The organism is Agrobacterium tumefaciens, assembly GCA_025559845.1.
Taxonomy (GTDB): domain Bacteria; phylum Pseudomonadota; class Alphaproteobacteria; order Rhizobiales; family Rhizobiaceae; genus Agrobacterium.
The window spans coordinates 1,709,981-1,736,438 of sequence record CP048470.1 but is presented as its reverse complement, the minus strand read 5'-3'; the positions used below and the strand labels follow the sequence as shown (position 1 = coordinate 1,736,438).

Genomic DNA, 26,458 nt, shown 5'->3' with positions numbered 1-26,458 from the left:
CTCAATAAATGGACTTGGAACGCCGGCCGAGCATCAGCAGGCTGGCGATGATGCAGATCACCAGCGTCAGCACGCCGACTGCGGCTGCGCGGCCGAAGTTGTGATACTGGAATGCCTGATCGTAGGTCATGATCGACAGTGTCTGCGTCGAACGCAGTGGCCCGCCGCCCGTCAGCACCTTGATGATGGAAAAGTCCCGGAAAACCCAAAGCAGGGTGAGGACAAGCGTGACGCCGAGCACCGGCATCAGCAACGGCATGGTGATCCATCGAAACCGCTGCCAGACACTGGCGCCATCGACCTTGGCAGCCGCGTAATAATCGGCCGGAATTGACTGCAGACCTGCAAGACACATGATCGACACGAAGGGGAAGCCCTTCCAAACCATGGTAATTGCAACAGCCCAGAAAGCTGCCGTCGAACTGCTGACCCAGGGAATCATCTGGTCAGTGAAACCGAGCTGGATTGCCAGCCAGCCGAACAGACCGAACGACGTATCGAACATCCAGGCGAAGATAACGACAGCGATGATTTCAGGCACCGCCCAAGGCAGCGCCATACCGAGACGCGCCGCGGCGCGACCTTTGAAACGATTGTTGGCCAGGAGTGCCGTGCTCAAGCCGACAGCAACACTGCCGAAGGTCACGACGGCCACCAGCTTGAGGGTGACCCAACAGGCAAGCCAGAACTCCTGAGAGGTGAAAAGCCAGGTGTAGTTAACCAGAGAAAACGGCCGGCTCGCCCCTCCCAACCGGGGAATCTTGACCTGCTGAAACGACAGGTCGATCGCCAGGATCAGCGGCCAGACGATGATGGCGGCAACCATCAGAACCGCCGGAGCGATCAGGATATAGCCGAGTAGATGTTGCCGGCTCGGGCGCGCAAGATCGAAAAACTTGCGACGCCCCGCCTGGACGGTGTCGGTCATGGATGGTCCTCCTGCCGGATTCTTATGATGCCCATGGCCCGCTGACGCGGGCCATGCCCTTGCTCGGGTCAGCCTTTGATAGACTCGGCCTTGGACTGCATGGTTTTGGCGACGTCGGCCGGATCAAGATCCTGAATGATCATCCGCTGGCTTTCTTCCATCACCATCTTGCTGAACTCGTTGTAGAAGAGCTCAAGCCCGGTCGGAATCCGATCGATGCCGGCCTCGGAGGCTTTCTTCATCGTCTCGATCAGAACCGGGAAATGCGGAATGGTTTTTTCGACACCGGAAACATCAGCCTTGGGACTGGGCGGCGTGTTGCCACCCATCGTCGCGTAGCTGCGCTGGAACTCCGGCGTCATCGTCAGCTTGATGAAATCCCACACGAGCTCTTTCTGGTCGTCAGGAATGTCGGCTGGCATCGCCAGGACGTTAGACGAACCGCCAAGCGGCGGGTTGAGCGGTGGAGCCGCGTAAACAATGTCACTCTTGGCTGCACCTTTTTCCGTGGTGCCATAAAGCCATGGACCATCGAGACGCATCGCCATCTTGCCATCGGCAAACAGTTTGCGCACATCGCTTGCGCTCATATCGACCGGGCTAACACCGCTTTTCATGACGGTTTTCCAGCGTGTCAGCCCCTCGACCATCTGTGGCGTATCGATGGTGATGTTACCATCCTTGTCGGTCCAATAGGCTCCCGCATCGATGATGTAGTTCAACATCTCGGTGAGATACTGGCCCGGCCCGCCCTTGGTTTCGTGACCAGTGCCGAACTGGTCGATGATGCCATCGCCGTTCAGATCCTTGGTGGTCGCCTTTGCCGCGGCGAGGAACTCGTCGTAGGTTTTGGGAACCGCAACGCCAGCGGCATCGAGAAGCTTCTTGTTGTAGGCCATGACGAAGCCAAAATAGTTCGTCATGATGCAGACGGTCTGGCCATTCCATTCGCATTTCTGCTGCCCTGCCCAGCCGGTCATGTCGATACCGTCTTTCTTGAGCCACGGGTCGAGCGGCTCCAGCCAGCCGCTGTCGGCGAACATCTGGAATTCGAACGAGGCAAGATGGACGATCTGAGGCGGTTGGTTGGCCGCAAACAGCGTTGTCATCGTGTCAGCATACGAACTGCGTTCCGCCTTGGTGAATTCGATCTTAACGCCCGGATGCTGCTTTTCGAAGGCCGCGATCGCCGAATGCCACCACTCGCCGGTGCCGGCATCATCCGTCTGCCAGGAGATGAATTTCAAAACGGTATCGGCCATCGCCGGGGCGATGCCGCCCACCGTCATCAAGCCGGCCGTTGTGGCGCAGAGCACCATCTTCCTCATTGTCTTGTTCATGGCTTCCTCCTCCAAAGAACCAATTTAGATACGTTCAAGCAGACCGATCGCTGTCGACGACGGTCTCACGCCGAGCCCTGGCCCGGACGGCAAATGGTAACGGCCTTCGCGGCAATCCATGTCCCCTTCGAGGAGGGCACGGTTTGGTTCGAAGATCGAATGCTGGAATTCATGCCCTTTCAGGGTCGGCAATGTTGACGATGCCTGCAGGCTGGCTGCCAGGAATATGCCGGCACCGACGGTGGCATGCGGTATCACGTCAATACCGTGTTCGGCCGCAAGAGCGCCGATACGGATGAAGTTGGTGATACCCTTGTGGCCCATCTCCGGCTGCACGATGGAAATGCGGCACCGCTCGACGCGGGCTCGCATATCCCAATGGGTCCGCCACTCTTCGCCCACAGCAATCGGGATGTCCGTTCCCTTGGAGACTTTTTCCAATCCGGCAATGTCTTCTGTCCAGACAGGCGCCTCTGCAAACCAGGGATCAAAGGGCGCCATCTCCGCGATCAGTTCCAGCGCCCGTTCCGGCGTCTGGTTCCAGTGCATGTCCGCGGCAATCCTTGCATCTGGTCCAAGCACCCTCCGCAGGTTTTCCATCTCTGCCGCCGGACCATCGTCGGCGACCGGCGTTGCGAACTTGAAGGCGTTGAAACCACGGTCCTGCCAGTATTTCGCCAGGTCTCCGCGCGCCTCGAGCGTTTTTTCGGGCAGGCCCGAAACATAGCCTGGAAACACGTCCACGCCGCCACCGAGCATGTCACGCACCGATTTGCCAGCTTCCTGTCCGGCAATGTCCCACAGCGCGATATCGAGGGCTGCCAGCGCATCGACATAAAAACCGCCGGTATAACCGCGAACCCGCATCATGTCATAGAGATCATCATAGATCGCCGAGGGGTCCGAGGCATTGCGCCCGACCACAAAACCGGCGAGCAGATCATTGATCAGGGCTGCAACAGCACCGGGTGCAACAATGCCATATGTTTCGCCCCACCCCACGGTTCCTGACTTTGTGGTCATGCGAACAAGCACGCTGCGATCAAACGTCGGATAGACGGTCCGGTTTCCCTTGCGCACGACATAACCATTCGGATTGACGACCTCACCCGGCCTAAGTGCACCAAGATAGGGCACCTTACGCGCTTGGGTCAGCGTAAAAACCTCAACGGTCGAAATGGGGCTGTTCATGCGGCCTCCGCAGACAACAAACCAAGCTCGACAAGATTGGCATCAATATCGGCAATGGCAGCGGCATCAAGCTCGGGCGTCGCGGCGCGAACACCAACCCCATCGATCACACCGCGGCGTGCCAGCACATGCTTGGTCAGGCGCATGCGATAGACAGCCTGCAACACCAAAAGGGGCAAGGTCCGAACGTAGATCTTGCGGGCTTCATCATGTTTGCCGGCGTTTAGTGCCCGGTCGATGGCAACATGCTCCTCAACGATTTCCAGCGCTGGCATGGCAGCCGTTGCTCCACGCGCATATTCGTCGAGAATGTAACGCGCGCCACCACCACCGATCACGCCTTTCAGCGTTGCGGGAGCATGCGCAATGATGTGACTGATTGCCGGACCTGCCGGCAGAGTTTCTTCTTTCACATAAGCGACGCGCGGAAGTGCGCGGACGATTTCGATAATGGCTTGCGGCGACAGATCAGACCCGCGAGGTGCTGGAGCATTCTGAAGAATGATCTCGACCTCAGGCAGTTCCGCGACGATCTTGCCAAGGAATTCGATCAATGCCGGCGCATCGGTGCCGACCGATTTCGGCGGCTGAACCATCAGGTGGCGAACACCGAGGTTGGCAGCAACCCGGCCATGCTGGACAACTTCGCGCCAATCAGCGGCACTTGCCCCTGCTACGACAGGGACTCGGCCCGCCGCGGTTGCGACAACGATCTTCAGCAGCGTTGCCCGCTCGTCTGCAGTCAGGCTTTCGACCTCGCTGGCAAAGCCAGGAAAGACCACGCCGTCCACGTTCTGCTTGAGCGCAAACTGGACCAGGCGCTGCATTCCCGCTTCATCAACCTCGCCGTTCGCCAAAAAGGGCGTCGGCAAAACAGGCAAAATGCCCTTCAGGCCTCCCACCATTTCCTCACCTCCCAAAATAGTATCATATATTGATACCTTGAATTCACTAATTGACACTACATAGGATGGAGCCTTATGACAAGCCCCCAGAGCACATGAAGCGGAGGAGGCTTACGCAATGGACCAGCAAGCGACATCGATCATTGTCGACTGGGGGACCACATCCTTGAGGGCGGCACTGGTCGCCAGCAGTGGAGAAGAGTTGGACAGCCTTGAAACGGCGCAAGGTATTTCGACGCTCGCCAAGGGGGAACACGAAGCCGCACTCATGACGGCGCTTGATGGCTGGTTTACCGCACACGGCGCTCTACCGGTTGCAGCACTGGGCATGATCACGAGCCGCAACGGCTGGGTTGAAGTCGCCTATGTTCCCATCCCCGCTGGACCGGCAGAGCTTGCTGCCGGCACCGTGAGACGATCATTGCCGAATGGTTCCGAACTGGTGTTCCTGCCAGGTTTGACCGACCCTGCTCGACAGCCGTTTCCGGACGTGATGCGCGGCGAGGAAACCCAGGTCGTCGGCTACGGCCTGTCGGAAGACGCAACCGTTATTCTGCCTGGAACCCACAGCAAATGGGCGCGCATCAAGGCTGGCAGGATCGACGGTTTCCAGACTTTCGTGACTGGTGAGATCTTTGCCTTGCTGCTGAACCATTCCTTTATTGCACGCGGTGCGACACAGCCCCCTGTCAATGATCCGGCAGCGTATCGCTGGGGCCTTGAAGAAGCGAAAAAGTCTGGCAGCATGCTATCGCTCCTCTTCTCCGCGAGAACTGGCGGGCTCGCCGGAAAACTTTCAGCAGACCAGTTGCGCTCCTACGTCCATGGGCTGGTGATCGGGCAGGAATTCTTGCAGGCCCGCGAAGCAGGATGGTTTTCCGAAGGGCAGCCTGCCGTCATCGTGGGCAATGATGGTCTCAACGATCTTTATCTGATCGCCGCGAACCTGTTTGGTCTCAACATATCCATGGGGTCTGACGACGCACTGACCCGCGGCGCCCTCACGATCCTGAACGAAACGCTATCGTAAGTCTGGCAGGCGAACATGGCATCCAAACAACGATGTGTTCGCCTGTTCAACAACTGCCAGCAAGCTTGAGGATCGAGATGTACGATTTTCCCAATAATATCGGCACGAGCCGTCACGAAAACGATATCATCACCGTGCTGGCGCGACTGGAGCGTATTGGCCTGCCGGCTGACCCAATCGCGTTCTATGGATCGTCTTCCTTCCGGATCTGGAATTCCATTGCGGAAGATCTTGGGTCATTTGACGTCGTCAATCTTGGCTTCGGTGGCGGCACCTGCCTCTCCGGCATTCATTATCTCGATCAGCTTTTGACACCGCTCAAATCACGCCGGATCGCGCTCTATTTCGGTGAAAACGATATCGCAAGCGATGGCCTGACAGCCCGCACGACCTTCAAACACTTGCAGGACTTGCGCGCGCGAATTTCAGAAAAATTGCCTGAGGCGGAAGTCTATGTTCTGTTGATCAAACACAGCCCCGCACGCTGGATCTACCGCGACGAATTCGAGCAGTTCAACCACCTCGTTCGCGACTGGTGCGATGGCGCAGGCAAAACCAAATGGCTGGATCCGAGTGCGGGGCTCATCGGTGAGAATGGTTTACCGATGTTTCGATACTACCTTCCCGATCTGGTACACATGAACGCTGCCGGTTATGCGGTCTGGTCTGGCGCCCTGAAAGCTAGCGGCCTTTTTCATTGATAGAGGGGACGCTTCCACTTCTCGCCCGCTTTCAAACGAGACGTTTGCCGAACCCTATTCATTTTCGGCGAGCACCAACTGGACGATTTGCGCAAGCGTCGCCCCCTCGTAGACCACAAGAAGCTCCGCCTCGGCTGCAGCATGCGCCTTTTCAATAATGGCATTGAGGGATGATCGCGGCTTCGAATGGTCTCAAATTCTTACACGGCCTTACGCTTCCAAAGCTGTTCGCAAACCACCTCTGTCGCCCCCCGGATAAGCAGTTCCTTTGACTGAAAACAGAGTTCGACGGCCACATCATTGTCGCCGTCGAACGTAAACCACCTTTATCGATCCAGGCTCAAGCGTCTCTTGTCGATCTGCGTTTTTCGTCTCGAGGTGAGAAACTGTGCTCAAGAGCATTGGCGCGAGATCCGATCACACGGTTTCGTCCGGCACGCTTGGCCGTATAGAGGTTTGTATCAGCCTGTTTTAGCATGGTGGCCAGGGTCTCTGTTTCTGGCGACGCCTGGTAAACACCGAAGCTTGCGGTGACGGCGCCACCATCCGGCAAGATGGACGTGCGGGCCAACTGCATTCTCATGCGATTGGCAATTTCACTTGCCGCAGCCTGGTCACAGCCTGGCAGAAGAATGGCGAACTCCTCTCCACCAATGCGAGCTGCCAGGTCATAGGGACGTACACCGGCAAGAATTACAGCACCAACAGCGGTCAGCGCCCTGTCGCCCACATCATGTCCATAGTGGTCATTGATCGATTTGAAATGGTCGATATCCATCGCGATTACGGCGAGGTTGGTGCCCTCCCGCTTGGCGCGCGACATCGGGGCCGGAGCGTTGTCAATCAGCCAACGTCTGTTGCGCAGCCCCGTCAAAACATCAAACGTTGCCTGGCGCTCGAGGGTTTCGAGCGTTCTCGCCAGATCCGTGGTGAGGTTGGAAAAGGCATTCGTGATCAGCCCGATCTCGTCTCTGCGCTCCGAACGCATGTCGCACGCGGTCCGTGACTTGCGGAACTGCAGGATTGCGGCTCGCAACTGCCTCAGAGGATGCAGCGACAACCAAAGCGAACCAAGGCAAAGTGCGGTTCCGGCGACAGTTGCCGCAAGCAGAAGAGCAATCGTCGTCATCGGTTCAAGGTGTTGATTTTTAATGTAATAGATAAGTGCTGCTACGAGCGGAAGGTGGGTACTTACGAAGGATGCGAAAAACAGTTTGAGTGTCAGTGATGATCGGATCTTTGCAAACATCTGTAACCTTTCGGACCATCCCCAGCCGGGCGAAAGGTAAAGACCCGTGAATGAGCGGAATATTAAATGAATTGTTAAATTTTTAACGATCGAGGCCATCGCCTGTGGAAAACCCGGTCTGTCAAGGTGAGAAATGGACCCGCCATTCCAAGCCCAATCCCCTCGTTTACAAGGCCGAAGCCTTTGCGCTGACCGAACGAGGAAAACCGATGGTTTGAGAAAACAAATTTCGCTTATTTTCGCATTGGAAAAACGGGAACAATGGCAAGAAAATCTCGCTTTTATTTACAAGCTTCACACCGTCGGATGATCCCAATAAGGTGGACTTCCGAACGTCGCGCTCAGATGATCTGCCATAGCACGCAGTTTGGCCGAAGGGTTGCGTCCCTCAGGGTGCGCCATATAGATAAACTCGCCCTCGGGCCGCATACCGACATCGATGGGAAGAAGCGCGCCTGACTTCATCGCCGGACCGGCAATGAACATCGGCAGCAACGCGATACCCAACCCCGCTATTGCGGCATCTCGGATCATGTCTCCGTTGTTCAGTCCTAATCCCAATCGCCCATGCACAACGATCGCGTCGGCATCGACACCTCCAGCAGAACCGCGTGGAAAGCGCCAGTCGGCAACGCCGCGATTGGTGTAGAAAATACCTCTGTGACCTGACAGTTCATCAATCGAACCCGGCGCTCCATGTTCGGCGATATATTCGGGCGAGGCACAAAGCACGCGTCTGCTTGGAGCGAGTTTCCACGCCATCAATCGTGAATCGAGAATGGGGCCGTGACGGATAACGGCATCGAACCCGCCAGAGCTCGCGTCCACCCTGCGGTCGTCGAGATCCAGCGTCAACTCGATCTGCGGATGAGCTCTAAGAAACGGATAAAGCGCTGGCCCGAGGTGCATGCGCCCAAAGGTCACGGGCGCAGAAATACGCAGCGGTCCGACCATGGCGCCGCGCCGCTCTGCCATATCTGCTGCGGCACTTTCGACATCTCCGACAATTCGCCGGGCGCGGTTGAGGAAGGCAGCACCGTCCTCCGTTAAGGTCAGCCGGCGCGTCGTCCGATGCACGAGTTTGGCACCCAGGGCTCGCTCCAGTTCTGCCAGCCGTTCGCTGACAACGGATTTCGATTGTCGCAGGCGTCTCGCTGCCTCGCTGATCGAACCCGCTTCGCTGATCGCAACAAAAACGGCAATGCCTTCAAGCTTCATCATCGTTCGGAAAATCCGGAAAATAGAACCGTCTTTTGCAGACTAATCCGAACGAAGAAAAAAAGCCATATTCACCTCAAGCAAACGGCCTGACGAAGACAACAGATGCGCCGACCGGTCTTGCTCAACCGACCAACTCATTGATTTGAAAAGGACCACCACCATGAACCGTCTCGCAAACAAGACTGCCCTGATCACCGGCGGCACCAGCGGCATCGGCCTCGAAACCGCTAAACAATTCATCGCCGAAGGCGCCCGTGTCGCCATTACCGGTACGAACCCGAAAACCATGGAAGCTGCACGTAGCGAACTTGGTGACGACGTGCTGATCATTCGTGCCGATGCCAGCGACGTTTCTGCACAAAAAACCGTCGCCACCGAAATCGAGAAGGCATTCGGCAAGCTCGACATTGTCTTCGTCAATGCCGGTGTCGCCGATCTCCGGCCTATCGAAAACTGGGACGAAGCCGGGTTTGAACGCACCTTCGACATCAACGTAAAGGGGCCGTTCTTCCTTATCCAGGCGCTCTTGCCGCTTTTGAGCAACCCGGCTTCGATTGTGCTCAACACTTCGGTCAACGCGCATGTCGGCATGCCAACATCGAGCGTCTATGGCGCCAGCAAAGCCGCACTTCTGTCCATGGCGCGGACATTGTCAGGGGAGCTGATCGGACGCGGCATCCGCATCAATGCTGTCAGCCCAGGCCCCATCACCACCCCGCTTTACGGCAAGCTCGGTCTTTCTGAAGAAGGCACAAAGGCAATGGCCGCAGGCGTTTTGGCGCAAGTTCCTGCCGGCCGTTTTGGCACCCCATCAGAAGTCGCCAAAGCCGTGGTGTTTCTGGCCTCTGATGAAGCAAGCTTTACAGTCGGCGCGGAGTTGATGATGGACGGTGGCATGGGCACGCTTTGAACGCGTGCCATCATTCGCTTTCGACAATTCCATTTAGAAAGGGGCCGCATTCGCGGCCTCTTCCATTCTAAGCACAGTGGATCAGGATGGTGCGAACACCGCCGCCAAACCGTCCCATTGTCTGCACCTTGTATCAGCCCCCCAGCACGAAGCGTGAGAAGGCCAGGGAATTGCGAGCATCTTCGTCCATTTTTGCTTCATTGGCGCCGTCGGTCAGATCGCGCCAAACCTTGATGTCGGAGCCGATGGTGCCACCGGTTTTGACGAAGGGTTCCATCACGACGGCACCGGTATAGTTGATATCGCGAAGTGCGAGGCCGATTTCATGCCACGGTATGCGGCCTTTGCCCGGTACGCGACGATTGCTTTCTCCAGTGTGGAAATGCCCAAGCAGTGGCCCGGCGGTACGGATGGCCTCACCGAAGCTATCTTCTTCGATGTTCATGTGGAACGTGTCGAGCATGACCTTGACGTTCGATTTGCCGACGTCCTTCACGAAAGCAACACCTTCCGCAGCAGTGTTGAGAACGTGGTTTTCGAAGCGATTTAGAACCTCGATGCAAAGATTGATACCGAGATTGCCGGCAAAGTCCGCGATATCATGGATACCCTCAACGCCACGGGCACGATCGCCGTCCTTGTCAACCGGCTTCGAATAATCCACCGGCCAATAGGAATGCAGAGCGCCACCGATTGTCTTGATATCGAGCTTGGCAACATTCGTCAGTGTCTGTTCAAAGAACAACTTGCCGGCCTGGCGCACCGCCAGATCCGGCGAGGATAGATTCTTCGTCTTGGACGGCCCGATGCCCGCAGTCAGAATGATACCGTTATCCTTCGCGCTCTGCCTGATCTCGGCAAGTTCTGCATCGCTATATTCGTTGATATGATGGGCGGCGACCTCGATAACATCGAAGCCAAGTTTGGCAACCTTCTCGATATACGGACCGAACTTGGCGCTCCACTCATGTTCCCAGTAGGAGTAATAGATTCCGTGTTTCATAAGAGCCTCTCTCAATTTTCAGCTATCGGTGTCAGTTTCACGACCGCAGCACCTCGTTGATCGGTGCGGGAAATCGTATCGGTCTCAGAACTCGTTCTGGCCGCTGCCCGGATTTTTCACGCGCAAGTCCGGTTCGGCGCTCGTTGAGATGATCGACATGCCATTGGGAAGGTCGTTTTCCTCAACCTTTCTGGTGATTTCGGCATCATCCAGTCCGAAGCCGCGCCAACGATCTTGAAGGCGTCGACGCAGATCATTCTCATCGACGTCAACGAAGACCGTCAGATCGAAAATTGGCTTCAGACGATCCCACGGCGTCTGGTGCGAAAGCAGGTAGTTGCCTTCGCAAACAATGATATCGACGGATTGCGGTATCAATCTTCCGCCTGCACGAGAAATCTCGATCGAACGGTCGAAGACCGGCACAGCGATCACGTCGTCTTCGTTGGCCTTGAGGCGCACAAGCATATGGCGCAGTCCGTGTGCATCGAAGGTATCGATCGCACCTTTGAACGCACGGCGGCCCATATCTTCAAGCACCGCATCGTCATAATGGTATCCGTCCATCGGAAATAGCGCTGCCGAGATACCGTCCTCACGGTTCAACTGCTCTACAACATGCTCGGCAATTGTGGATTTCCCCGATCCCGGCGCACCCGCAATCGCAATCATAACCCGCCGCCCTTTTTTCTCGGCGGCGTGTGCCAGGGTGTGCGTGGCAATCTCACGCGCATTGTCGTCTATTGTCTTCAAAGTGGTCCTCGCCACGGTCGTTAAAGAAAAAATAGGCAGCTTGCCAAGGCGAATAGCCCATTCAGAAAATGCGGTACTGGTCCGCCTTGTCGCGAAGGAAGGCCACGCCCTTGTCCAGAACCTCATCTGCGTCTCGCGCCACAGGCCGCCAGGTCGAGATCGCACCGGCCATTTCGGCCTGCATGGTGACAAAACTTTCCAGAGTGAGCAGGCCCTTAAAACCGATCGCCGCAAGTGCTGCGAAGATTTCGTCCCACGCAATATTGCCCAAACCCGGTGTGCCGCGGTCGCTTTCGGACATGTGCATATATTTCAGGTGATTGCGGGCGGCGACAATGCCGTTGGCAATGCCCTTCTCCTCCATATTCATGTGAAAGGTGTCGAGATGGACAAAGACGTTGTCGAGCCCGATCCGCTCGACCAAAGCCACCGCCTGTTCTGCGGAATTAACGAGATGGTTTTCGTAACGATTGACCGCCTCGACGCCAAACTGAAGCCCAAGCGATTTCGCATGCCTTGCGGCAGCGCCGAGTGCGCGCGTGAGATTGTCGTATTCACCCTGCGTAGGTGGAAAACCCGTTCGCTCATTGGTGCCACCGTAGGTCACGCCTGTCAGAGCCTCAGCACCTATCTCGGCCGCTTTGTCGAGTGCGGCCTTGAGGTGTTCGACCGCCGCATCGGGACGAGCGGAAGCCCAGGCAGTTTCAGGCAGGACAAGGGAGCAGGCTGCACGAAGGGAATGTTTCTCGAGCAACGCACGACTATGGGGTGCATCGACTGCTGGAATGTCGATCAGCGGGATCTCAATGTAGTCCTGCCCGTAACGGGCAGCGCCGGCAATGGCGCGCTCGGCACCGGCATGGTCCCACACGGTGGACCACATCATTGCGTGAATACCGAAACCTTGCACGTCAGACCTTCTTTCTACGGGATAGGAAATAGCTGGAAGCCACACTGCGGGCCGCCATCACGACGATCATCAAAACACCCCAGAGCGCTGTCGCGAGATGCTGGTTGGCGCCCATCAAATTGAGACCTGAAGACAGAAGTTGCAGGACCACGAGAGCGACGAAAACGGGCAGCACGCGTCCAAATCCACCGAACGGATTGATCCCGCCGAGAAATGCCGCGAGCACGGTAATGAGCAGATATGATTCACCGTGGCCGATGCGAACGGAATTGAAGCGCGCGAGCATGATAATGCCGGCCACCGCGCACATGATGCCCGACAGCGTGTAGACCAGGATGATGATACGGCGGGTATTGAGCCCCGAATACTGGCCAGCTTCGATGTTAGAGCCGATCATGAGCAAACCGAAGCCAAGCTTGGTACGGGTCAGCAGCACCTGCCAAAGCCCGACGCACGCAATGAAGATCAGAAGCGGGATCGGCAGTCCAAAGATCGATTCGTGCCCAATCGGCGCCATGTAGCTCGGGAAACCGGAGACGTCGCCACCACGTGTCAGGAACTCTCCTAGACCACGCAGAAATATCATCATCGACAACGTCACAAGGATCGGATGGGCACGGGTATAGGCGATTGCTGCTCCGGTCATCAGGCCAGCAGCGCCACCAGTCAAAAGCGCCGCCGCCACGGCAAGTGCGAAGGCACTGGCCGGTGCGTCAACGCCACCATAGGCCTGCAGCACGCCAGCGGCGGCAAGGCCCGAAAGATTGGCGGTGAAGGTCACAGACAGGTTGATGCCCCCCGTCAAAAGCGGCAGGAGCATCGCCAGTGTCAGCAGCCCGAGTTCGGGAAGCTGGAATGCCACGGAGCCAAAAGTGCCAAGCGACAGGAAGTTATCGGCACCGAAACCGAAAATCACCATTACAGCGAAGAAAGCGATGACCGGGCCGGTCATGTCCGCGCCGAAGAGAGTGTTGAGCCTGCGGATAAGCGACGTCATCAACGTGCGCTCCTCTTATGAGCATGCCCCTTTGCGAAGAACGGCAGAAGCTTGTCGATCCGCGCAGAGGAGAGCGTGATGGCAATGAGAATGATTGCGCCGACAATCATCTTGAAGGCGAAAGGCGAGACACCCATCAGGTTGAGGCCATTTTGCGTGACAGAGACCATCAACACGCCGAGGACACAGCCGATGACCGACCCTTTGCCACCACCAAGGCGCGCGCCACCAAGCACAGTTGCGGCGAGAACGTCGAGTTCACGACCATAAAGCGCGTTGGGGACAACTTCTTCAGCGTAATGAGCCTGCATAAGCCCACCGATCCCGGCCATGAGACCAAGCCATCCGAAAGAAATGAAGTGCATGGCGCCGATATTGATGCCGAACCGGCGCGCACCTTCGGGATTGTCGCCAAATGCATAAAGCTGGCGGCCGATTGTCGTACGGGAAATCATGAACCAGGTCGCGACGCAGCAGACAATCATCACGACGACCGGCAAGGTCAGTTCCAGCCAGGAACCATCCGCCATCTCGCGTTCGTAGAAGACGACACGCGTGGTCAGCCATTCCGGCAGATCGTAGATCGACACCCCCTTGGTGAAGAACATCAACAGCCCGAAGAATATGTTGAAGGTGGAAATGGTCGCGACGATCGAGATGATCTGAAAGCGGTACACAAGCGCCGCGTTGATCATGCCAAGGCCGATACCAACCGCACCTGCAATAATGAAACCTTCGGCCCAGTTACCGCCGCCAAGCGCACCAAGCGCCAGCACCGTAACATATTGCACCACCGAGGCTGCAACGGCGAAGGATATGTCGATCCCGCCGGAGATCAGCACAACAAGCAAGCCAACCGCGAATATAATGTTGACGGCCGAGACGTTCAAAACATCAAAGGCATTGGAGATGGTGAAAAACCGGTCAGTCGCAAATGACAACGCGGTGCATAAGACAATCATCACCGCCAGAAGCGTGAACTCGGTCGTATGGCCAAGCATCAACCTACGCATAGACAGCTCCTTCCAGATCGGTCAACGACATCTGTCGCGGGTCATAGGTCGCCTTGATCCGGCCTTCGGCCATGTGGATGATGCGATCAGCGTTGAAATAGACTTCCGGCGGTTCGTCGGAGATCAGGATGATCGACAGCCCTTCGGCGGCAAGCTTGCGCACAATGTCGAAAATGCCAGCCCGGGCTCCGACATCGACACCGACCGTTGGAGCATCGAGAATGAGGATCTTCGGTCCAATCGCCAGCCATTTGGCGATCGCGACACGCTGCTGGTTGCCGCCGGAAAGCGTGCGGATCGGATCTTCGGGTTTCCCGATCTTCACCCCGAGCGCTGAAATCCAGTGATCGACAACATTTTCCTTTTTTGCCGGCGAGATGAGACCACCTGACAGAATTCGATCGAGCGAGGCCATGACAAGATTGTCAGCAATCGACTGCGGCTGGTTGAGTCCGAGCGAAAGGCGATCTTCCGAGAGATAGGCGACACCGGCGCGGATGGCGTCCCGGTTCGAGCCAAAACGGACCTTATCACCCTCAAGCACAATCTCACCGGCATGCGGCTGGCGCATCCCGAACAGGGTGAGCGCCAATTCGGTCCGGCCGGCACCGAGAAGCCCTGTCACACCGAGCGTTTCCCCACGGCGCAGATCAAAGGAGATGTCTTCGAACTCGTTGGCACGGGATAGATTGCGGACAGACAGCACAACCGGTTGGTCATCATGGTCGGCTGCAATGACGGCGCTGTCGAAATTGCGGCCAGTCATTAGTTCTGTCACACGTGACTGGGTCATGCCTTCGACCGGAAACACACCGACCAGAGCGCCATCGCGCAATACCGTCATGCGGTCGGAGATTTCCAGCACTTCAGCTAGACGATGCGAGACAAAAACGACAGCCACACCGGAAGCGGAGAGGTTGAGGACAATTTCGATCAGATAATCAGTTTCCGACTGTGTCAATGATGCGGTGGGTTCGTCCATGAAGACCAGCCGCGCTTCACCCACCAATGCGCGGGCAATGGCGACGATCTGGCGCTGGGCAATTGGCAACTCCTTGAGTGGCAGATGAAGATCAAGCGAGACACCGAGACGAGCAAGGGCCTTTTCGGCCGCCGCCTCCATGGCGCGCTTGTCGACGAGACCGTACTTGCCGCTGACGGCGTATTGAAACCCGATATTCTCGGCCACGGTCATTTCACCGAAAAGCGCCAAATCCTGCCAGATCACCTGGATTCCAAGCGATTGCGCCAGGCTCGGGGTCATGGCCGTGATGGGCTGTCCGTCAAAGAAAAACTCTGCCCCTTCCTCAGGCTTATAGACACCGGTGATGATCTTGATCAGGGTGCTCTTGCCGCAACCATTTTCGCCGGCAAGGCAATGCACTTCCCCGGGATTGACCTCGAACGACACGCCTTTCAGCGCACGGACGCCGCCGAATGTAATCTTGATGTTTTTGAGGGAAAGGAGCGGTTCAGCGCTCATCATGGCAAATCTCTTCGCTCAGCCGCCTCTGAGGCGGATGCTGTGGATGATGGATTAAGGGTGGGTCGCACCGAGCCTGCTCGGCGCGACCCCAGGCCTTGGGGAGGATCAGAGGCCCATCGAAACCAGCTTGTCGATGCTTTCCTTGTCGATCTTCAGCAGTTGATCGACCACAATCGTGTTGCCGTCTGGTGTGATCTTGCCGAGGCCGGGAATGTCGTCACCCGCCTTGGGGTCCTGGCCCTTGGCAATACGGTCCGCAAGCGTGATGAATACTTCGCCAGCCTGCTTCGGGTTCCACATGAAGCCGCCGGTCAGCGCGCCTGATTTGATGAGTTTTGCGCCCTGTCCCGGCGAGAACGGGCCAATGACGAAGACCTTGCCGTCCTTGCGGCGCTCTTCAACTGCACGACCCGCACCGATCGGACCTTGCGATCCGAAAGCAAGGAAGCCCTTGAGATCTGCATTTGCGGCCATCAGGTCGAGTGCAGTCGAACGGCTTTTGTCGACGTCTTCGGCCACGCCATAACGGTCGCCGATAAGTTTCATGTCCGGATAATTGGCCTTGATGTACGCGATCGCGCCATCGGCCCAGGCGTTGTGAAGTGGCACGGTCAGCGAACCGACGAACACTGCATAGGAGCCCTTGCCGCCCATCTTTTCGGCCAGCAACTTGCCGTGCGCTTCACCAAAACCCTTGGCGGAGGCTAGTTCGAAATCCCATGTCGCGCCGACCTGCTTCGGCGATTCATGCGTTATAACCCTGATGCCGGCATCCTGCGCCTTTTTCAATACCGGTTCCAGCACCTTGGCATCGTTCGGCACGACACCAATGAAATCCACTTTCTGAGCGATCAGGTCTTCGATGGCGCGCACCTGAAGCGCGGGGTCGGCGCTCGTCGGCCCGACCATGAAACCATCAACACCAAGCTTGGCGCTCTGCTCCTTAATGCCGGCCTCCATGGCGTTGAACCAGGGAATGCCGCCGATCTTGACGACAACGCCGACCTTCGGTCCATCGGCGAATGCCGCGGATGCGAGCAGCGCAAGCGACAGGCCCACAGTGGCCGCGATTAGTTTCTTCATGGATGTTCCTCCTCCAAAAACACTCCGGCAAGCTTGATCTGCCCGCAGCGACTCGGTGGTGCCACGCGCAAATTTCCCGTCCCGCCCATTCGAGACGCTCCTCGCCACTCCCATAGCAACCATCTGCACAATCGATATTGCTTTTGTGCACAATCGATGGTGCAATAACCATAACACGAAGATACCTTTCGTCAAGTGGACGAATATTCTAACAATCGGAATCATTCGGGAGAGCATGATGACGGACCACAGCGCCAAGAAAGCCACCATTTACGACCTGTCAGTTTTGTCCGGCGCGTCGGCATCCACGGTGAGCGCTGTTTTGAATGGCTCATGGCGCAAACGTCGGATTTCCAAGGAAACAGCGGACAAGATCTTGTCACTCGCCAAGGCGCATCGCTACACTGCCAACCTCCAGGCACGTGGACTGAGAAGTTCAAAGTCCGGCCTGATTGGCCTGCTCGTCCCCGTCTATGACAACAGATTTTTCTCCTCGATGGCGCAAACATTTGAGGCCCAGGCGCGCTTGCGCGGTCTGTCTCCGATGGTCGTTTCGGGCCGACGTGACCCTGAAGAAGAGCGACGAACCGTCGAGACGTTGATCGCTTACTCGATTGATGCGCTGTTCATCGCTGGTGTCACAGATCCGGATGGCGTCCACCAGGTCTGCGCCCGCGCCGGCCTTCCGCATGTAAACATCGATCTACCCGGCAAATTTGCGTCATCGGTCATTTCCGACAACCGCAATGGAGCGGAAGTACTGACGTCGGCAATCCTGCAGCATGCGGCAAAGAACGGCGCCCTCGATCCGGCCGATGTCGTGCTGTTCGGCGGCCACGACGACCATGCCAGTCGAGACCGTATTGCTGGCTTCCATGAAGCAAAAACTGCCTTCTTTGGAATGGAAAGCGGCGGCGACATCGAGATCACAGGTTATTCGCCACGCATGACCGAACTTGCGTTCGAGCGGTTCTTCGCGCGCGAGGGCCGCTTGCCCCGCTGTCTCTTCATAAATTCGTCGATCAACTTCGAGGGACTGCTTCGCTTCCTCGGCCGGCATGATGGCGAGACCTTCAGCGATATCGTCGTCGGCTGTTTCGACTACGATCCCTTCGCCTCCTTCCTACCCTTCCCGGTCTATATGGCTAAGCCAAACATTTCCGAAATGCTCGAAAGAGGATTCGAGTTACTGGAAGCTGCACCGGCACATCCGGTCGTCACCATTGTCGAGCCTCAGCTGATTCCGCCAAGAACCGCACTCAAAGGCCCCCTCGACGATATCAGAGACCCGATGCCAGTTCAGAATGCTCTCTAGTCAATCCGACCTGATGCTGAGATCCGTCCGCATCTGGTCCAGGAGAACCGCGATCTTCTCCTTCAATTCCGGATTGCCAAGGCTTGCCGGGTAAGAAATCGCTACCCCGAAAATCTCCATCGTATCCGGGTCGCGCATCGCAACCCCCTGCGATGACACGCCCTCGACAATCTCGTTGGATGCGTAGGATCTGCCGGTCGCTCGGATTTTACCAATCCGCTCCAGCAGCTCAGCATGGTCCCGCGGGGAATTCGGCGAGACGAATGGGAGCGGTTCCGGCACCCGGTTTTTCAGGCCTGCATCATCCAGAAGCGCCAACATGGCGCGTCCGTTTGAAGTCGCATAAGCAGACGACTTGTAGCCGGGTGTAGAGGCAATCGCCAAAGGGTTGGAGCCGCGCACGACGCGAAGTACCATGAGGTCGGCACCATCGAATACGGTAATATAGCCGGTGTGCCCGCCAATATCGCAAATCTGCTTCACCCGCTTGTAGATCATATCCAGAAAATGGTGGCGAGAGCGGAAGATCTGGCCAAGTTCGAACAGGCGCATTCCGGGCGAGTAGAGCCGCGTCGAATGATCATATTCCAGCAAACCCGACGCCACGAGGCTCTTTAGAGCGCGGTGCACAGTCGCCTTTGGACGATCGAGGCGACGTGCAAGATCGGCTTGGCCGATCGCTGGCTCCTCGAAAGAGAAGCACTCAAAGATTGCAATCGTATCGTCAAGAACACCCATAGACCTACCTCTCGTCGAATCAGGACACCTATTTGTTTCACTATTGGAATTCGGTGTCAATTTTGAAACAAGCACTAGACTCCCTAAAATTCACCGCCTACAAATTCCCCAACAACAAGAGAAGCTGAATTTTGAGGCATGCGCTCGCAGAGGCGAATTTTGCCCAGTGTCTCAGCTCGGGAACAAAAGGCTTGCCCTCAATGGGCCGGCTTACTCGCGTGATCTAGGATAGACATATGCAAGCTACTGGCCAGACGACCGGTAAGCGCCTGCGTGCGGGCGTGGATATCGGCGGAACCTTCACCGACTTCATCCTTTTCGACGAGAGCGCGACCGCGATCCGTCTGCACAAATGCCTCACCACCCCCCGCGATCCTTCCCAAGGCGCCCTCGGCGGCCTTGGTGAACTGGTCAAGGCTGCCGGCATCGGCATCTCAGATCTTTCCGAGATCGTCCACGGTACAACGTTGGTCACCAATGCCGTCATTGAACGCAAGGGCGCCGCGGTCGGCCTGATCACGACCGAAGGTTTCCGCGATATTCTCGAGATCGGAACCGAACAGCGTTACGATATCTACGACCTGACGCTGGCCTTCCCAACACCTCTGGTCGAGCGTTCACGCCGTCTGGAAGTGTCCGAACGTATCGACGCCGATGGCAATGTGATCCTTGATCTCGACGAAGTCGCCATCCTTCGCGCCGCCGAGACCTTGAAAAAGGATGGCGTTGAAGCAATCGCCATCTGCTTCATGCATTCCTATCGTAATCCTGCCCATGAGCGCCGCGCCCGTGACATCATCGCCAAGGCGCTGCCGGAACTTTCGATCTCGATCTCCTGCGAAGTCGTGGCAGAAATCTCCGAATATCAGCGTTTCGTCACCACCTGCGCCAACGCCTATGTGCAGCCGCTAATGGATCGTTATCTTCGTCGCTTTGAAGGCGAGTTGGCAACGATGGGTTTTGCAGGCGACTTCCGCCTGATGCATTCCGCGGGAGGCCTGGTTTCACTCGAAACTGCCCGCGCCTTCCCGATCCGCCTACTGGAATCCGGCCCGGCGGGCGGCGCGCTAGCAACGGCCTGGTTCGGCAAGAATGCCGGCCATGACAACGTCATAGCCTTCGACATGGGTGGCACGACTGCAAAAGCCTGCCTGATCGAAGATGGCAAGATCGATATCGCCTCATATCTGGAAGCCGGTCGCGAGCATCGTTTTAAGAATGGTTCCGGACTGCCGATTAAATCGCCTGTCGTCGACATGATCGAGATCGGCGCAGGCGGCGGCTCGATTGCATCGATCGATGGCGTCGGATTGCTGCAGGTTGGCCCTCATTCCGCAAGCTCCGAGCCCGGCCCGGCCTGCTACGGTCGCGGCGGCCTGAAACCGACTGTAACAGATGCTTCCGTGGCGCTCGGATATTACGATCCGTCCTTCTTTCTCGGTGGTCGCATGACGCTCGATCTTGCTGCCGCGGAAAAGGCACTCGGGACGATCGCCAAGCCTCTCAACATCTCTGCCGTTGAAGCTGCATGGGGTATCCACCAGGTCGTCAGCGAAAGCATGGCGAGCGCCGCCCGCATCCACCTTGTCGAAAAAGGCAAGGACCCACGTGGCTATTCGATGATCGGCTTTGGTGGCGCCGGACCGGCCTTTGCGGCCAAGGTGGCGCGCATTCTCGGTGTTTCCGAAGTCATCATCCCACCGGCAAGTGGTGCTGCTTCCGCCTTTGGCTTCCTCACAGCACCACTTTCCTTCGACATCGTCCGTTCGCATCCGATCGCGTTGTCGAAGAATCTCGAAGCGGACAAGCTCAACGACATCCTCGATGAAATTTCGGAAGATGGTCGCGTGCAATTGCGCAGCGCCGGGGTTGCGAACACAGACATTCTGGTTGAGCGTTCTGCAGACATGCGCCTCGTCGGCCAGTTGCACGAAATCAACGTACCGCTCCCGGCAGGCACACTGGACGCCGGCGCCTATGCCGAAATCCGCAAGGCTTTTGAAGCCGTCTACAGCGCTCGCTACACGCGTGTGCCATCGGAGGCAAAGCTTGAAATCCTCTCCTTCCGCATTCGCGCAAGTGGCGCGGTGCCGCATCTGACCGTCCGTCAGGCCGGTATCGACGGTAGCAGTACCGACGCCAGGAAGGGCACACGCAAGACCTATTTTGGAAACGGTTTTGTCGACGCAGGCATCTATGATCGCTACTCCATGCGCACTGGCATTCTGGTCGAGGGTCCGGCCATCATCGAAGAGCGTGAATCCACCACCATCATTCCTCCGGGCGACAAGGTGACGGTGGACGAGACCGGCAATCTGCGAATTCAGATCGCGGAAACCGCCAAGGGTGCAACCATCGTCGACGAGACGATGTCACTCGAAGAAGCGAGCAAGCGCATCCAGGCCGATCCAATCGCGCTGGAGGTGATGTGGAGCCGTCTCGTCAACGTCGCCGAAGAAATGTGGTCGACGGTTTGCCGCACGGCTTTCTCGCTGATCATCTCCGAAAGTCAGGATTTCGGTTGCGCCATTCTCGACCCACATGGCGAAACGCTAGCGCATTCGGCACGCGTCATGCCGGTCTTCAATCTCACCCTGCCGATGGCCGTGAAGGCGATCATTGAACGTTATCCTGTAGACACTATGAAACCGGGTGATGTCTACATCACCAACGACCCATGGCTTTGCGCGGGTCATCTCTTTGATCTCGCCATCGTTACGCCAGTCTTCCATCGCGGTCGCGTTGTAGCCTTGATGGGAACTGTTGGCCACGTAGGCGATATCGGAGGCAGCCGCGATGGCCTCAACGTGACCGAGCTTTATGAAGAAGGCATCCAAATCCCGGCCATGAAACTGGTCCGTGAGGGCGCTGAAAACGAGGACCTGTTCCGTTTGATGGCGGACAATATTCGCGACAGCGATCAGGTTCTTGGCGACGTGCGCTCTTTCATCTCCGCCAATGAGACCGGCTCAGCACGCATGCGTTCCTTCATGGAGGAATACGGCATGCATGACCTCAAGGCACTGTCGCACGTCGTTCAGTCACTTTCGGAAAAGGCGATGCGCGACGCGGTCAGCAAATTGAAGGACGGCGTCTACCATTCGGAGATTTCCAACAATCCGATGGGCTCGACGATGACCTTCCCGATCAAGGTTACGGTAAAGGGCGACGAAATCGAACTCGATTTCGAGGGAGCACCGCCACAGACGGTCAAGGGCGGTATCAATTGTACCCTGTCCTACACGACCGCGCATGCGACCTATCCGATAAAGTGCATGTTGACGCCAGGCATCCGTGGCAATGCCGGCTGCTATCGTCCATTCACGGTAAAGGCGCCGAAGGGATCGATCCTGAACTGCGAAAAGCCCGCCCCGGTGTCGCTGAGAACACGCACGGGCTGGTATCTCGCTCCGAACGTGTTCCGGGCCCTGTCTGACGCCGCACCTGAAACGGCGCAATCCTTCTCTGGCCTGCCTAGCCTGATGAGCTTCTATGGCAAGTCGGTGGAAACGGGCGCTCTCTTCTACGAACTATTGCTACTTGGCGGTGGTCAGGGAGCATCACAGACAAAGGATGGCAAGTCTTCGCTTCTGTGGCCTACATCCGCAGCGACCTCATCGCTTGAAATGTTCGAGACACGTTCGCCCATCGTCATCTGGGAAAAGAGCCTGATGACGGACAGCGGCGGCGCGGGTGAGAACCGTGGCGGACTTGGTGTGCGGGTTCGCATCTCGCGTCGCAACAGCGAGGGTCATCCGATCAAAGCAATCGTTTCACCCGAGGGTGTCGACCTGCCGGTCGAAGGGCTGTTTGGCGGCAAGCCGGGCAAGACTGCAACCGGCAAGATTCTCGCGAAATCCAGCGGCGAATTGCTGCGGGACTGCGGCACCGGTGCAATCGTCGATCTGATCGATACGAATACCGTGGTCGAACTGACGCTTGCGGGAGGCTCCGGTTACGGCGACCCGATGAACCGCGACCTCGACAAGCTCGATGACGACGTCAAGCAGGGCTATGTCAGTGCAGATACGGCCGATCGTATTTACGGCCGCGCCGCTCGTCAGGGAGAACGCAAGAAACCCGGCACTGCAGCCTGAAAACGAACCAACCGGTCATCTTAAGGGGAGATGGCCGGCACTCAAAAAAAATCCAGGAGATCATTCGCATGAAAATGACCCGACGCAACTTCCTGAGCACTGCCGTCTCAGCTGCAGCACTCGCCTCGATGCCGCTTGAAAGCTTCGCCGCCGGCCGCAAAATCCTGATCATGGCGAGCAGTGTTGACATTCCGAACTTCGACCCGCACGTCGCCACCGGCTATGCCCCGGCCATGCTTTTCCGCAACACCTACGATGCCCTTGTGCGCGTCGTCGGCACCCCGCCGAAAATCGAGCCTGGCCTCGCCACGAGTTGGACGGTTTCGGACGATCAGAAGCGCTACGAATTCAAGCTCGATACCGATGCCAGATTCCAGGATGGCACGCCCGTGACCGCCGAAGCTGTCGTCTATTCCTTCAAGCGTATCGTCAAGCTGAAGCGCGGCCCGTCATGGATGATCGCAGGTATCGTCGATGCGGACAGTGTCAAGGCAGTCGATGTCAACACCGTTGCCTTCGATCTGAAGGCCCCATTTGCCCCCTTCCTCCAGGTTCTGCCGTGGATGTTCGTCGTCAATCCGGCAATCGTCGATGCCAATATCGGTAACGATGACGGTCAGGCCTACCTGATGCAGAACACCGCAGGCTCGGGTCCGTTCAAGATGGGCCGTGTTGCTCCCGGTAATCTCTACGAATTCGTTCGCGTCAAGGACGACTGGCACAAGGGTGGTGGCAATCTCGAAGGCGCGATCTGGAAGATCGTCCGCGAAGCCTCCACCGAACGCATGATGCTGCAGCGCAGGGAAGCCCACATCGCGCTGGAGCTTTACTCTGAAGACATGGAAGCCCTGAAAGATAACCCAGCCGTAGTCAGCGTTATCGAGCCGGAATATCGCACGTTCTCTATCAAGATGAACACCGCCAAAGGGCCGCTCGCAGACAAGAACCTGCGCAAGGCAATCTCCTGCGCCTTCAACTACCAGAGCATGCTGGATGCCGCAGGCCCCGCCGAACTGATGGTCGGCCCACTTCCGACAGGCATTTTCGGCCACGACGTAAATCTTGAGGTCTATCGTCACGACATGGACAAGGCGAAGGAATACCTCGCCAAATCGGAATATAAGGACGGTGGTTTCAAGCTCTCCGTTATGCATGCAACCGGCTACGAAAACCAGCGCCGCTGGTCACTGCTTTTGCTGGAAGCACTGAAGGCGCTGAACATCGAACTGGACATCCGCCCGGCGACCTGGCCGGACACGGTTGCAGCCGCCCAGTCGCCCGATACCATGCCGAGCTTCATGTGCCTGTTCCAGACAGCCAACTATGCCGATCCTGATAACGTTGCCTTTGCCGCCTATCACTCCTCGCGCAACGGCCAATGGCAAAACCCCGTCTACAAGAACGAGCAGGTCGACAAGCTGATCGAAGCAGCCCGCGTCGAGACCGATGAGACCAAGCGCGCCGATCTCTACAGGCAGTTCCAGCAGCTTGTCGTTGAAGACGCCCCCGACATCTTCGGTGTCCTGGAAAAGCGCAAGCTCGGCTTCGGCGCCAATGTGAAAAACTTCGTCTTCACGCCGGTTGCCGCCAACGCCATTGAGCTTCTGCCACTGTCGCTCGACTGATGATTTAAAGGGGCGCCTGTTGCGGCGTCCCTCTTCTGACCACCGGAAGCGCCCATGATCCTTTATACCCTGAGACGTCTCGTTTTGCTGATCCCGATGCTGATCGGGTTGACTGTGATCGTTTTCGCTATCGCCCGTCTGTTACCTGGCGACCCTGTTGCTCTTGCGGCTGGCCCGAACGCCACGCCTGACGTGATCGAAAGCGTTCGTCAGGAGTTCGGGCTGGATAAGTCTCTGCTCCTGCAATACTGGGACTACGCGACAGGCCTGGTTCACGGTGACTGGGGCGTATCCATCTTCACTCGTCGTCCGGTCTTTGAAGATATCATGACGTTTCTGCCGGCGACGTTGGAACTCGTTGCAAGCGCCATGCTGATTGCCATCATACTCGGCATTCCGCTTGGTCTTGCAGCCGCCGTCTATCGCAATGGCGTCGTCGACTACCTGACCCGCACGATCGCTCTGGGCGGCATTGCCATGCCGCGCTTCTTCCTCGGCCTTCTTCTGCAGTTAATGTTTGTCTCCTGGCTGGACATTCTGCCGCTTTCCGGTCGCTTTCCGCTAATTGAAATTCCACCTGAAGGACCAACCGGTTTTTATACCATCGATTCCATTCTGGCCGGCGACTGGTACTCGCTGTCGATTGCTCTTCATCACCTCGCCCTACCCGCCTTTGCGATGTCGCTTTCCCCGCTTGCGACCATCATGCGCATGATGCGTGCCTCAACGATCGAGGTGCTGCAGCAGGATTTCGTGATGACAGAACGGGCGCTAGGCATTTCCAACCGCAAGATCCTGTTCAAATACGTGCTGAAGAACGCGATGACGTCGACGTTGACGGTGATTGGCCTTTACGTCTCCTGGCTGCTCGGTGGCACCGTCCTTGTCGAGACAGTCTTCGACTGGCCAGGGCTTGGCCTCTACGCAACACAGGCGATCCTGTCTCAGGACTTCATGCCGGTAATCGGCGTAACTCTGGTGATCGCCATGATCTATCTCGTCTCAATGCTCATCGTCGACCTGCTCTACGGCGTATTCAATCCGAGGGTCCGCTACACATGACCATAACGTCCTCAACCCTTCCCAAGCGCGACCACTCAGCACGGCTGGAAAACTGGTCCAGAGCATTTTATCGCTTTCGGCAAAGCTGGCTTTCCGTCATTGGCCTCGCCATCGTCGTGGCGCTGATTTTCATTGCGCTGTTTGCACCCTTCATCGTTCCCCATCCTGAGCATGTGGCGGGTGGGACAAACACCTCCGCACGTTTCATGGCGCCAGGTGCAGAACACTGGTTCGGCACCAACGCACTCGGACAGGATGTGTTCTCGCTCGTCCTTGTCGGCTCCCAGGTCTCTCTCTTCTCCGGCCTTGCGGTGGTCGTCATCGCTATCGTCGTGGGGGGCGTCATCGGTGCAGTCGCCGGATACTTCGGTGGATGGATCGATGAAATCCTGATGCGTTTCACCGATCTCTTGCTGACTATCCCGAGCCTCATCCTGGCCATGGCCGTTGCTGCAGCGCTGGGCACCGGGGTGACCAATATGATCATTGCCATCGCAATTACCTGGTGGCCGGCCTATGCGCGCCTCGTCCGAGGCGAAGTCATCGGCAAAAAGGAAGAGCAGTTCATCACAGCAGCAAAGGCACTGGGTGCCGGATGGCCGCGCATTCTCGGCCGTCATATCCTGCCCAACATCATGTCACCGATCATTGTGAAAGCCTCACTCGACATGGGCTTCGCGGTGCTGACTGTTGCCTCGCTCGGTTTCGTCGGCATCGGCGTCAGAGCGCCGACGCCGGAATGGGGCACGCTCCTCTCCGTCGCCCGCGCGGACATGCCGGACTACTGGTGGACGGCCGTTTTTCCTGGCTGCGCCATTTTCCTGGCGGTGCTTGCCTTCAACCTGCTTGGCGACGGTCTACGCGACGTCATGGACCCCAAGGCGCGACGGTAAGGTGACGA

22 protein-coding genes are annotated in these 26,458 nt (G+C 57.3%); 8 read left to right on the top strand and 14 right to left on the bottom strand.

The window, feature by feature from the left end; all coding sequences use genetic code 11:
* Position 1: 1 nt before the first annotated feature.
* From FY156_24440 to FY156_24425, 4 genes are all read right to left on the bottom strand, one after another.
* The gene (locus tag FY156_24440) at positions 2–928 is read right to left on the bottom strand and encodes a sugar ABC transporter permease (protein ID UXS04607.1); all 927 of its coding nucleotides are present in this window, start codon (positions 926–928) and stop codon (positions 2–4) included.
* A gap of 68 nt (positions 929–996) precedes the next feature.
* Positions 997–2,268 (bottom strand): sugar ABC transporter substrate-binding protein, encoded by a 1,272-nt coding sequence (locus tag FY156_24435; GenBank protein UXS04606.1) that lies wholly within the window; start codon positions 2,266–2,268, stop codon positions 997–999.
* A 24-nt stretch (positions 2,269–2,292) separates the two neighbouring features.
* On the bottom strand, positions 2,293–3,459 hold the full coding sequence (locus FY156_24430; protein ID UXS04605.1) for a mandelate racemase/muconate lactonizing enzyme family protein: 1,167 nt from the start codon (positions 3,457–3,459) through the stop codon (positions 2,293–2,295).
* Positions 3,456–4,364 (bottom strand): dihydrodipicolinate synthase family protein, encoded by a 909-nt coding sequence (locus FY156_24425; GenBank protein ID UXS04604.1) that lies wholly within the window; start codon positions 4,362–4,364, stop codon positions 3,456–3,458. The genes FY156_24430 and FY156_24425 overlap by 4 nt, the downstream gene beginning before the upstream one ends.
* A 118-nt stretch (positions 4,365–4,482) precedes the next feature.
* Between FY156_24425 and FY156_24420 the strand changes: the two genes are divergently transcribed.
* Both FY156_24420 and FY156_24415 read left to right on the top strand, forming a co-directional pair.
* Positions 4,483–5,394, top strand: coding sequence for a 2-dehydro-3-deoxygalactonokinase (locus FY156_24420; protein ID UXS04603.1), 912 nt, complete (start codon positions 4,483–4,485; stop codon positions 5,392–5,394).
* A 77-nt stretch (positions 5,395–5,471) separates the two neighbouring features.
* A complete protein-coding gene (locus FY156_24415) occupies positions 5,472–6,095 on the top strand; it encodes a lysophospholipase (GenBank protein ID UXS04602.1) in 624 nt (207 codons plus the stop codon).
* A 340-nt stretch (positions 6,096–6,435) separates the two neighbouring features.
* On the opposite strand, the gene FY156_24410 is transcribed toward FY156_24415, so the two are convergent.
* Both FY156_24410 and FY156_24405 read right to left on the bottom strand, forming a co-directional pair.
* On the bottom strand, positions 6,436–7,344 hold the full coding sequence (locus FY156_24410; protein UXS04601.1) for a GGDEF domain-containing protein: 909 nt from the start codon (positions 7,342–7,344) through the stop codon (positions 6,436–6,438).
* Between the two features lie 294 nt (positions 7,345–7,638).
* The gene (locus FY156_24405) at positions 7,639–8,565 is read right to left on the bottom strand and encodes a LysR family transcriptional regulator (protein UXS04600.1); all 927 of its coding nucleotides are present in this window, start codon (positions 8,563–8,565) and stop codon (positions 7,639–7,641) included.
* Between the two features lie 160 nt (positions 8,566–8,725).
* On the opposite strand from FY156_24405, the gene FY156_24400 reads away from it, so the two are divergent.
* Positions 8,726–9,475, top strand: a complete 750-nt coding sequence (locus tag FY156_24400; GenBank protein UXS04599.1) for an SDR family oxidoreductase — start codon at positions 8,726–8,728, stop codon at positions 9,473–9,475.
* 133 nt (positions 9,476–9,608) lie between these two features.
* Here the strand turns inward: FY156_24400 and FY156_24395 are convergent, their stop codons facing one another.
* From FY156_24395 to FY156_24365, 7 genes are all read right to left on the bottom strand, one after another.
* On the bottom strand, positions 9,609–10,478 hold the full coding sequence (locus tag FY156_24395) for a sugar phosphate isomerase/epimerase (GenBank protein UXS04598.1): 870 nt from the start codon (positions 10,476–10,478) through the stop codon (positions 9,609–9,611).
* An 84-nt stretch (positions 10,479–10,562) separates the two neighbouring features.
* Positions 10,563–11,231: a nucleoside triphosphate hydrolase gene (locus FY156_24390; protein ID UXS04597.1), complete on the bottom strand. Its 669-nt coding sequence runs from the start codon at positions 11,229–11,231 to the stop codon at positions 10,563–10,565.
* 61 nt (positions 11,232–11,292) lie between these two features.
* Positions 11,293–12,141 carry a sugar phosphate isomerase/epimerase gene (locus FY156_24385; protein ID UXS04596.1) on the bottom strand — a complete coding sequence of 283 codons (849 nt, stop codon included), beginning with the start codon at positions 12,139–12,141 and terminating at the stop codon, positions 11,293–11,295.
* A 1-nt stretch (position 12,142) separates the two neighbouring features.
* Complete coding sequence (locus tag FY156_24380; GenBank protein ID UXS04595.1) at positions 12,143–13,138, bottom strand: ABC transporter permease; 996 nt, start codon at positions 13,136–13,138, stop codon at positions 12,143–12,145.
* Positions 13,138–14,151, bottom strand: coding sequence for an ABC transporter permease (locus tag FY156_24375; GenBank protein UXS04594.1), 1,014 nt, complete (start codon positions 14,149–14,151; stop codon positions 13,138–13,140). Before FY156_24375 ends, FY156_24380 begins: the two co-directional genes overlap by 1 nt.
* Complete coding sequence (locus FY156_24370) at positions 14,144–15,634, bottom strand: sugar ABC transporter ATP-binding protein (GenBank protein UXS05233.1); 1,491 nt, start codon at positions 15,632–15,634, stop codon at positions 14,144–14,146. The genes FY156_24375 and FY156_24370 overlap by 8 nt, the downstream gene beginning before the upstream one ends.
* A 108-nt stretch (positions 15,635–15,742) precedes the next feature.
* Positions 15,743–16,720 carry an autoinducer 2 ABC transporter substrate-binding protein gene (locus FY156_24365; protein UXS04593.1) on the bottom strand — a complete coding sequence of 326 codons (978 nt, stop codon included), beginning with the start codon at positions 16,718–16,720 and terminating at the stop codon, positions 15,743–15,745.
* Positions 16,721–16,958: 238 nt separating this feature from the next.
* Here FY156_24365 and FY156_24360 point away from each other — a divergent pair, with 238 nt between their 5' ends.
* Positions 16,959–18,035: a LacI family transcriptional regulator gene (locus FY156_24360; GenBank protein ID UXS04592.1), complete on the top strand. Its 1,077-nt coding sequence runs from the start codon at positions 16,959–16,961 to the stop codon at positions 18,033–18,035.
* Here the strand turns inward: FY156_24360 and FY156_24355 are convergent, their stop codons facing one another.
* Positions 18,036–18,773: an IclR family transcriptional regulator gene (locus tag FY156_24355; protein ID UXS04591.1), complete on the bottom strand. Its 738-nt coding sequence runs from the start codon at positions 18,771–18,773 to the stop codon at positions 18,036–18,038.
* Positions 18,774–19,009: 236 nt separating this feature from the next.
* Here FY156_24355 and FY156_24350 point away from each other — a divergent pair, with 236 nt between their 5' ends.
* The 4 genes from FY156_24350 (at position 19,010) to FY156_24335 (ending at position 26,450) form a co-directional block, all read left to right on the top strand.
* Entirely contained in the window at positions 19,010–22,870 is a 3,861-nt protein-coding gene (locus FY156_24350; GenBank protein UXS04590.1) for a methylhydantoinase, read from the top strand.
* Positions 22,871–22,938: 68 nt separating this feature from the next.
* Positions 22,939–24,495: an ABC transporter substrate-binding protein gene (locus FY156_24345; GenBank protein UXS04589.1), complete on the top strand. Its 1,557-nt coding sequence runs from the start codon at positions 22,939–22,941 to the stop codon at positions 24,493–24,495.
* Positions 24,496–24,549: 54 nt separating this feature from the next.
* The gene (locus tag FY156_24340) at positions 24,550–25,557 is read left to right on the top strand and encodes an ABC transporter permease (GenBank protein UXS04588.1); all 1,008 of its coding nucleotides are present in this window, start codon (positions 24,550–24,552) and stop codon (positions 25,555–25,557) included.
* Positions 25,554–26,450 carry an ABC transporter permease gene (locus FY156_24335; GenBank protein UXS04587.1) on the top strand — a complete coding sequence of 299 codons (897 nt, stop codon included), beginning with the start codon at positions 25,554–25,556 and terminating at the stop codon, positions 26,448–26,450. Before FY156_24340 ends, FY156_24335 begins: the two co-directional genes overlap by 4 nt.
* Positions 26,451–26,458: the final 8 nt, after the last annotated feature.

Excerpts from the sequence above, each read along its gene's own strand:
- FY156_24440 (UXS04607.1), bottom strand. The coding sequence starts at position 928 with ATGACCGACACCGTCCAGGCGGGGCGTCGCAAGTTTTTCGATCTTGCG.
- FY156_24435 (UXS04606.1), bottom strand. The coding sequence starts at position 2,268 with ATGAACAAGACAATGAGGAAGATGGTGCTCTGCGCCACAACGGCCGGC.
- FY156_24430 (UXS04605.1), bottom strand. The coding sequence starts at position 3,459 with ATGAACAGCCCCATTTCGACCGTTGAGGTTTTTACGCTGACCCAAGCG.
- FY156_24425 (UXS04604.1), bottom strand. The coding sequence starts at position 4,364 with ATGGTGGGAGGCCTGAAGGGCATTTTGCCTGTTTTGCCGACGCCCTTT.
- FY156_24420 (UXS04603.1), top strand. The coding sequence starts at position 4,483 with ATGGACCAGCAAGCGACATCGATCATTGTCGACTGGGGGACCACATCC.
- FY156_24415 (UXS04602.1), top strand. The coding sequence starts at position 5,472 with ATGTACGATTTTCCCAATAATATCGGCACGAGCCGTCACGAAAACGAT.
- FY156_24410 (UXS04601.1), bottom strand. The coding sequence starts at position 7,344 with ATGTTTGCAAAGATCCGATCATCACTGACACTCAAACTGTTTTTCGCA.
- FY156_24405 (UXS04600.1), bottom strand. The coding sequence starts at position 8,565 with ATGATGAAGCTTGAAGGCATTGCCGTTTTTGTTGCGATCAGCGAAGCG.
- FY156_24400 (UXS04599.1), top strand. The coding sequence starts at position 8,726 with ATGAACCGTCTCGCAAACAAGACTGCCCTGATCACCGGCGGCACCAGC.
- FY156_24395 (UXS04598.1), bottom strand. The coding sequence starts at position 10,478 with ATGAAACACGGAATCTATTACTCCTACTGGGAACATGAGTGGAGCGCC.
- FY156_24380 (UXS04595.1), bottom strand. The coding sequence starts at position 13,138 with ATGACGTCGCTTATCCGCAGGCTCAACACTCTCTTCGGCGCGGACATG.
- FY156_24375 (UXS04594.1), bottom strand. The coding sequence starts at position 14,151 with ATGCGTAGGTTGATGCTTGGCCATACGACCGAGTTCACGCTTCTGGCG.
- FY156_24370 (UXS05233.1), bottom strand. The coding sequence starts at position 15,634 with ATGAGCGCTGAACCGCTCCTTTCCCTCAAAAACATCAAGATTACATTC.
- FY156_24365 (UXS04593.1), bottom strand. The coding sequence starts at position 16,720 with ATGAAGAAACTAATCGCGGCCACTGTGGGCCTGTCGCTTGCGCTGCTC.
- FY156_24360 (UXS04592.1), top strand. The coding sequence starts at position 16,959 with ATGACGGACCACAGCGCCAAGAAAGCCACCATTTACGACCTGTCAGTT.
- FY156_24355 (UXS04591.1), bottom strand. The coding sequence starts at position 18,773 with ATGGGTGTTCTTGACGATACGATTGCAATCTTTGAGTGCTTCTCTTTC.
- FY156_24350 (UXS04590.1), top strand. The coding sequence starts at position 19,010 with ATGCAAGCTACTGGCCAGACGACCGGTAAGCGCCTGCGTGCGGGCGTG.
- FY156_24345 (UXS04589.1), top strand. The coding sequence starts at position 22,939 with ATGAAAATGACCCGACGCAACTTCCTGAGCACTGCCGTCTCAGCTGCA.
- FY156_24340 (UXS04588.1), top strand. The coding sequence starts at position 24,550 with ATGATCCTTTATACCCTGAGACGTCTCGTTTTGCTGATCCCGATGCTG.
- FY156_24335 (UXS04587.1), top strand. The coding sequence starts at position 25,554 with ATGACCATAACGTCCTCAACCCTTCCCAAGCGCGACCACTCAGCACGG.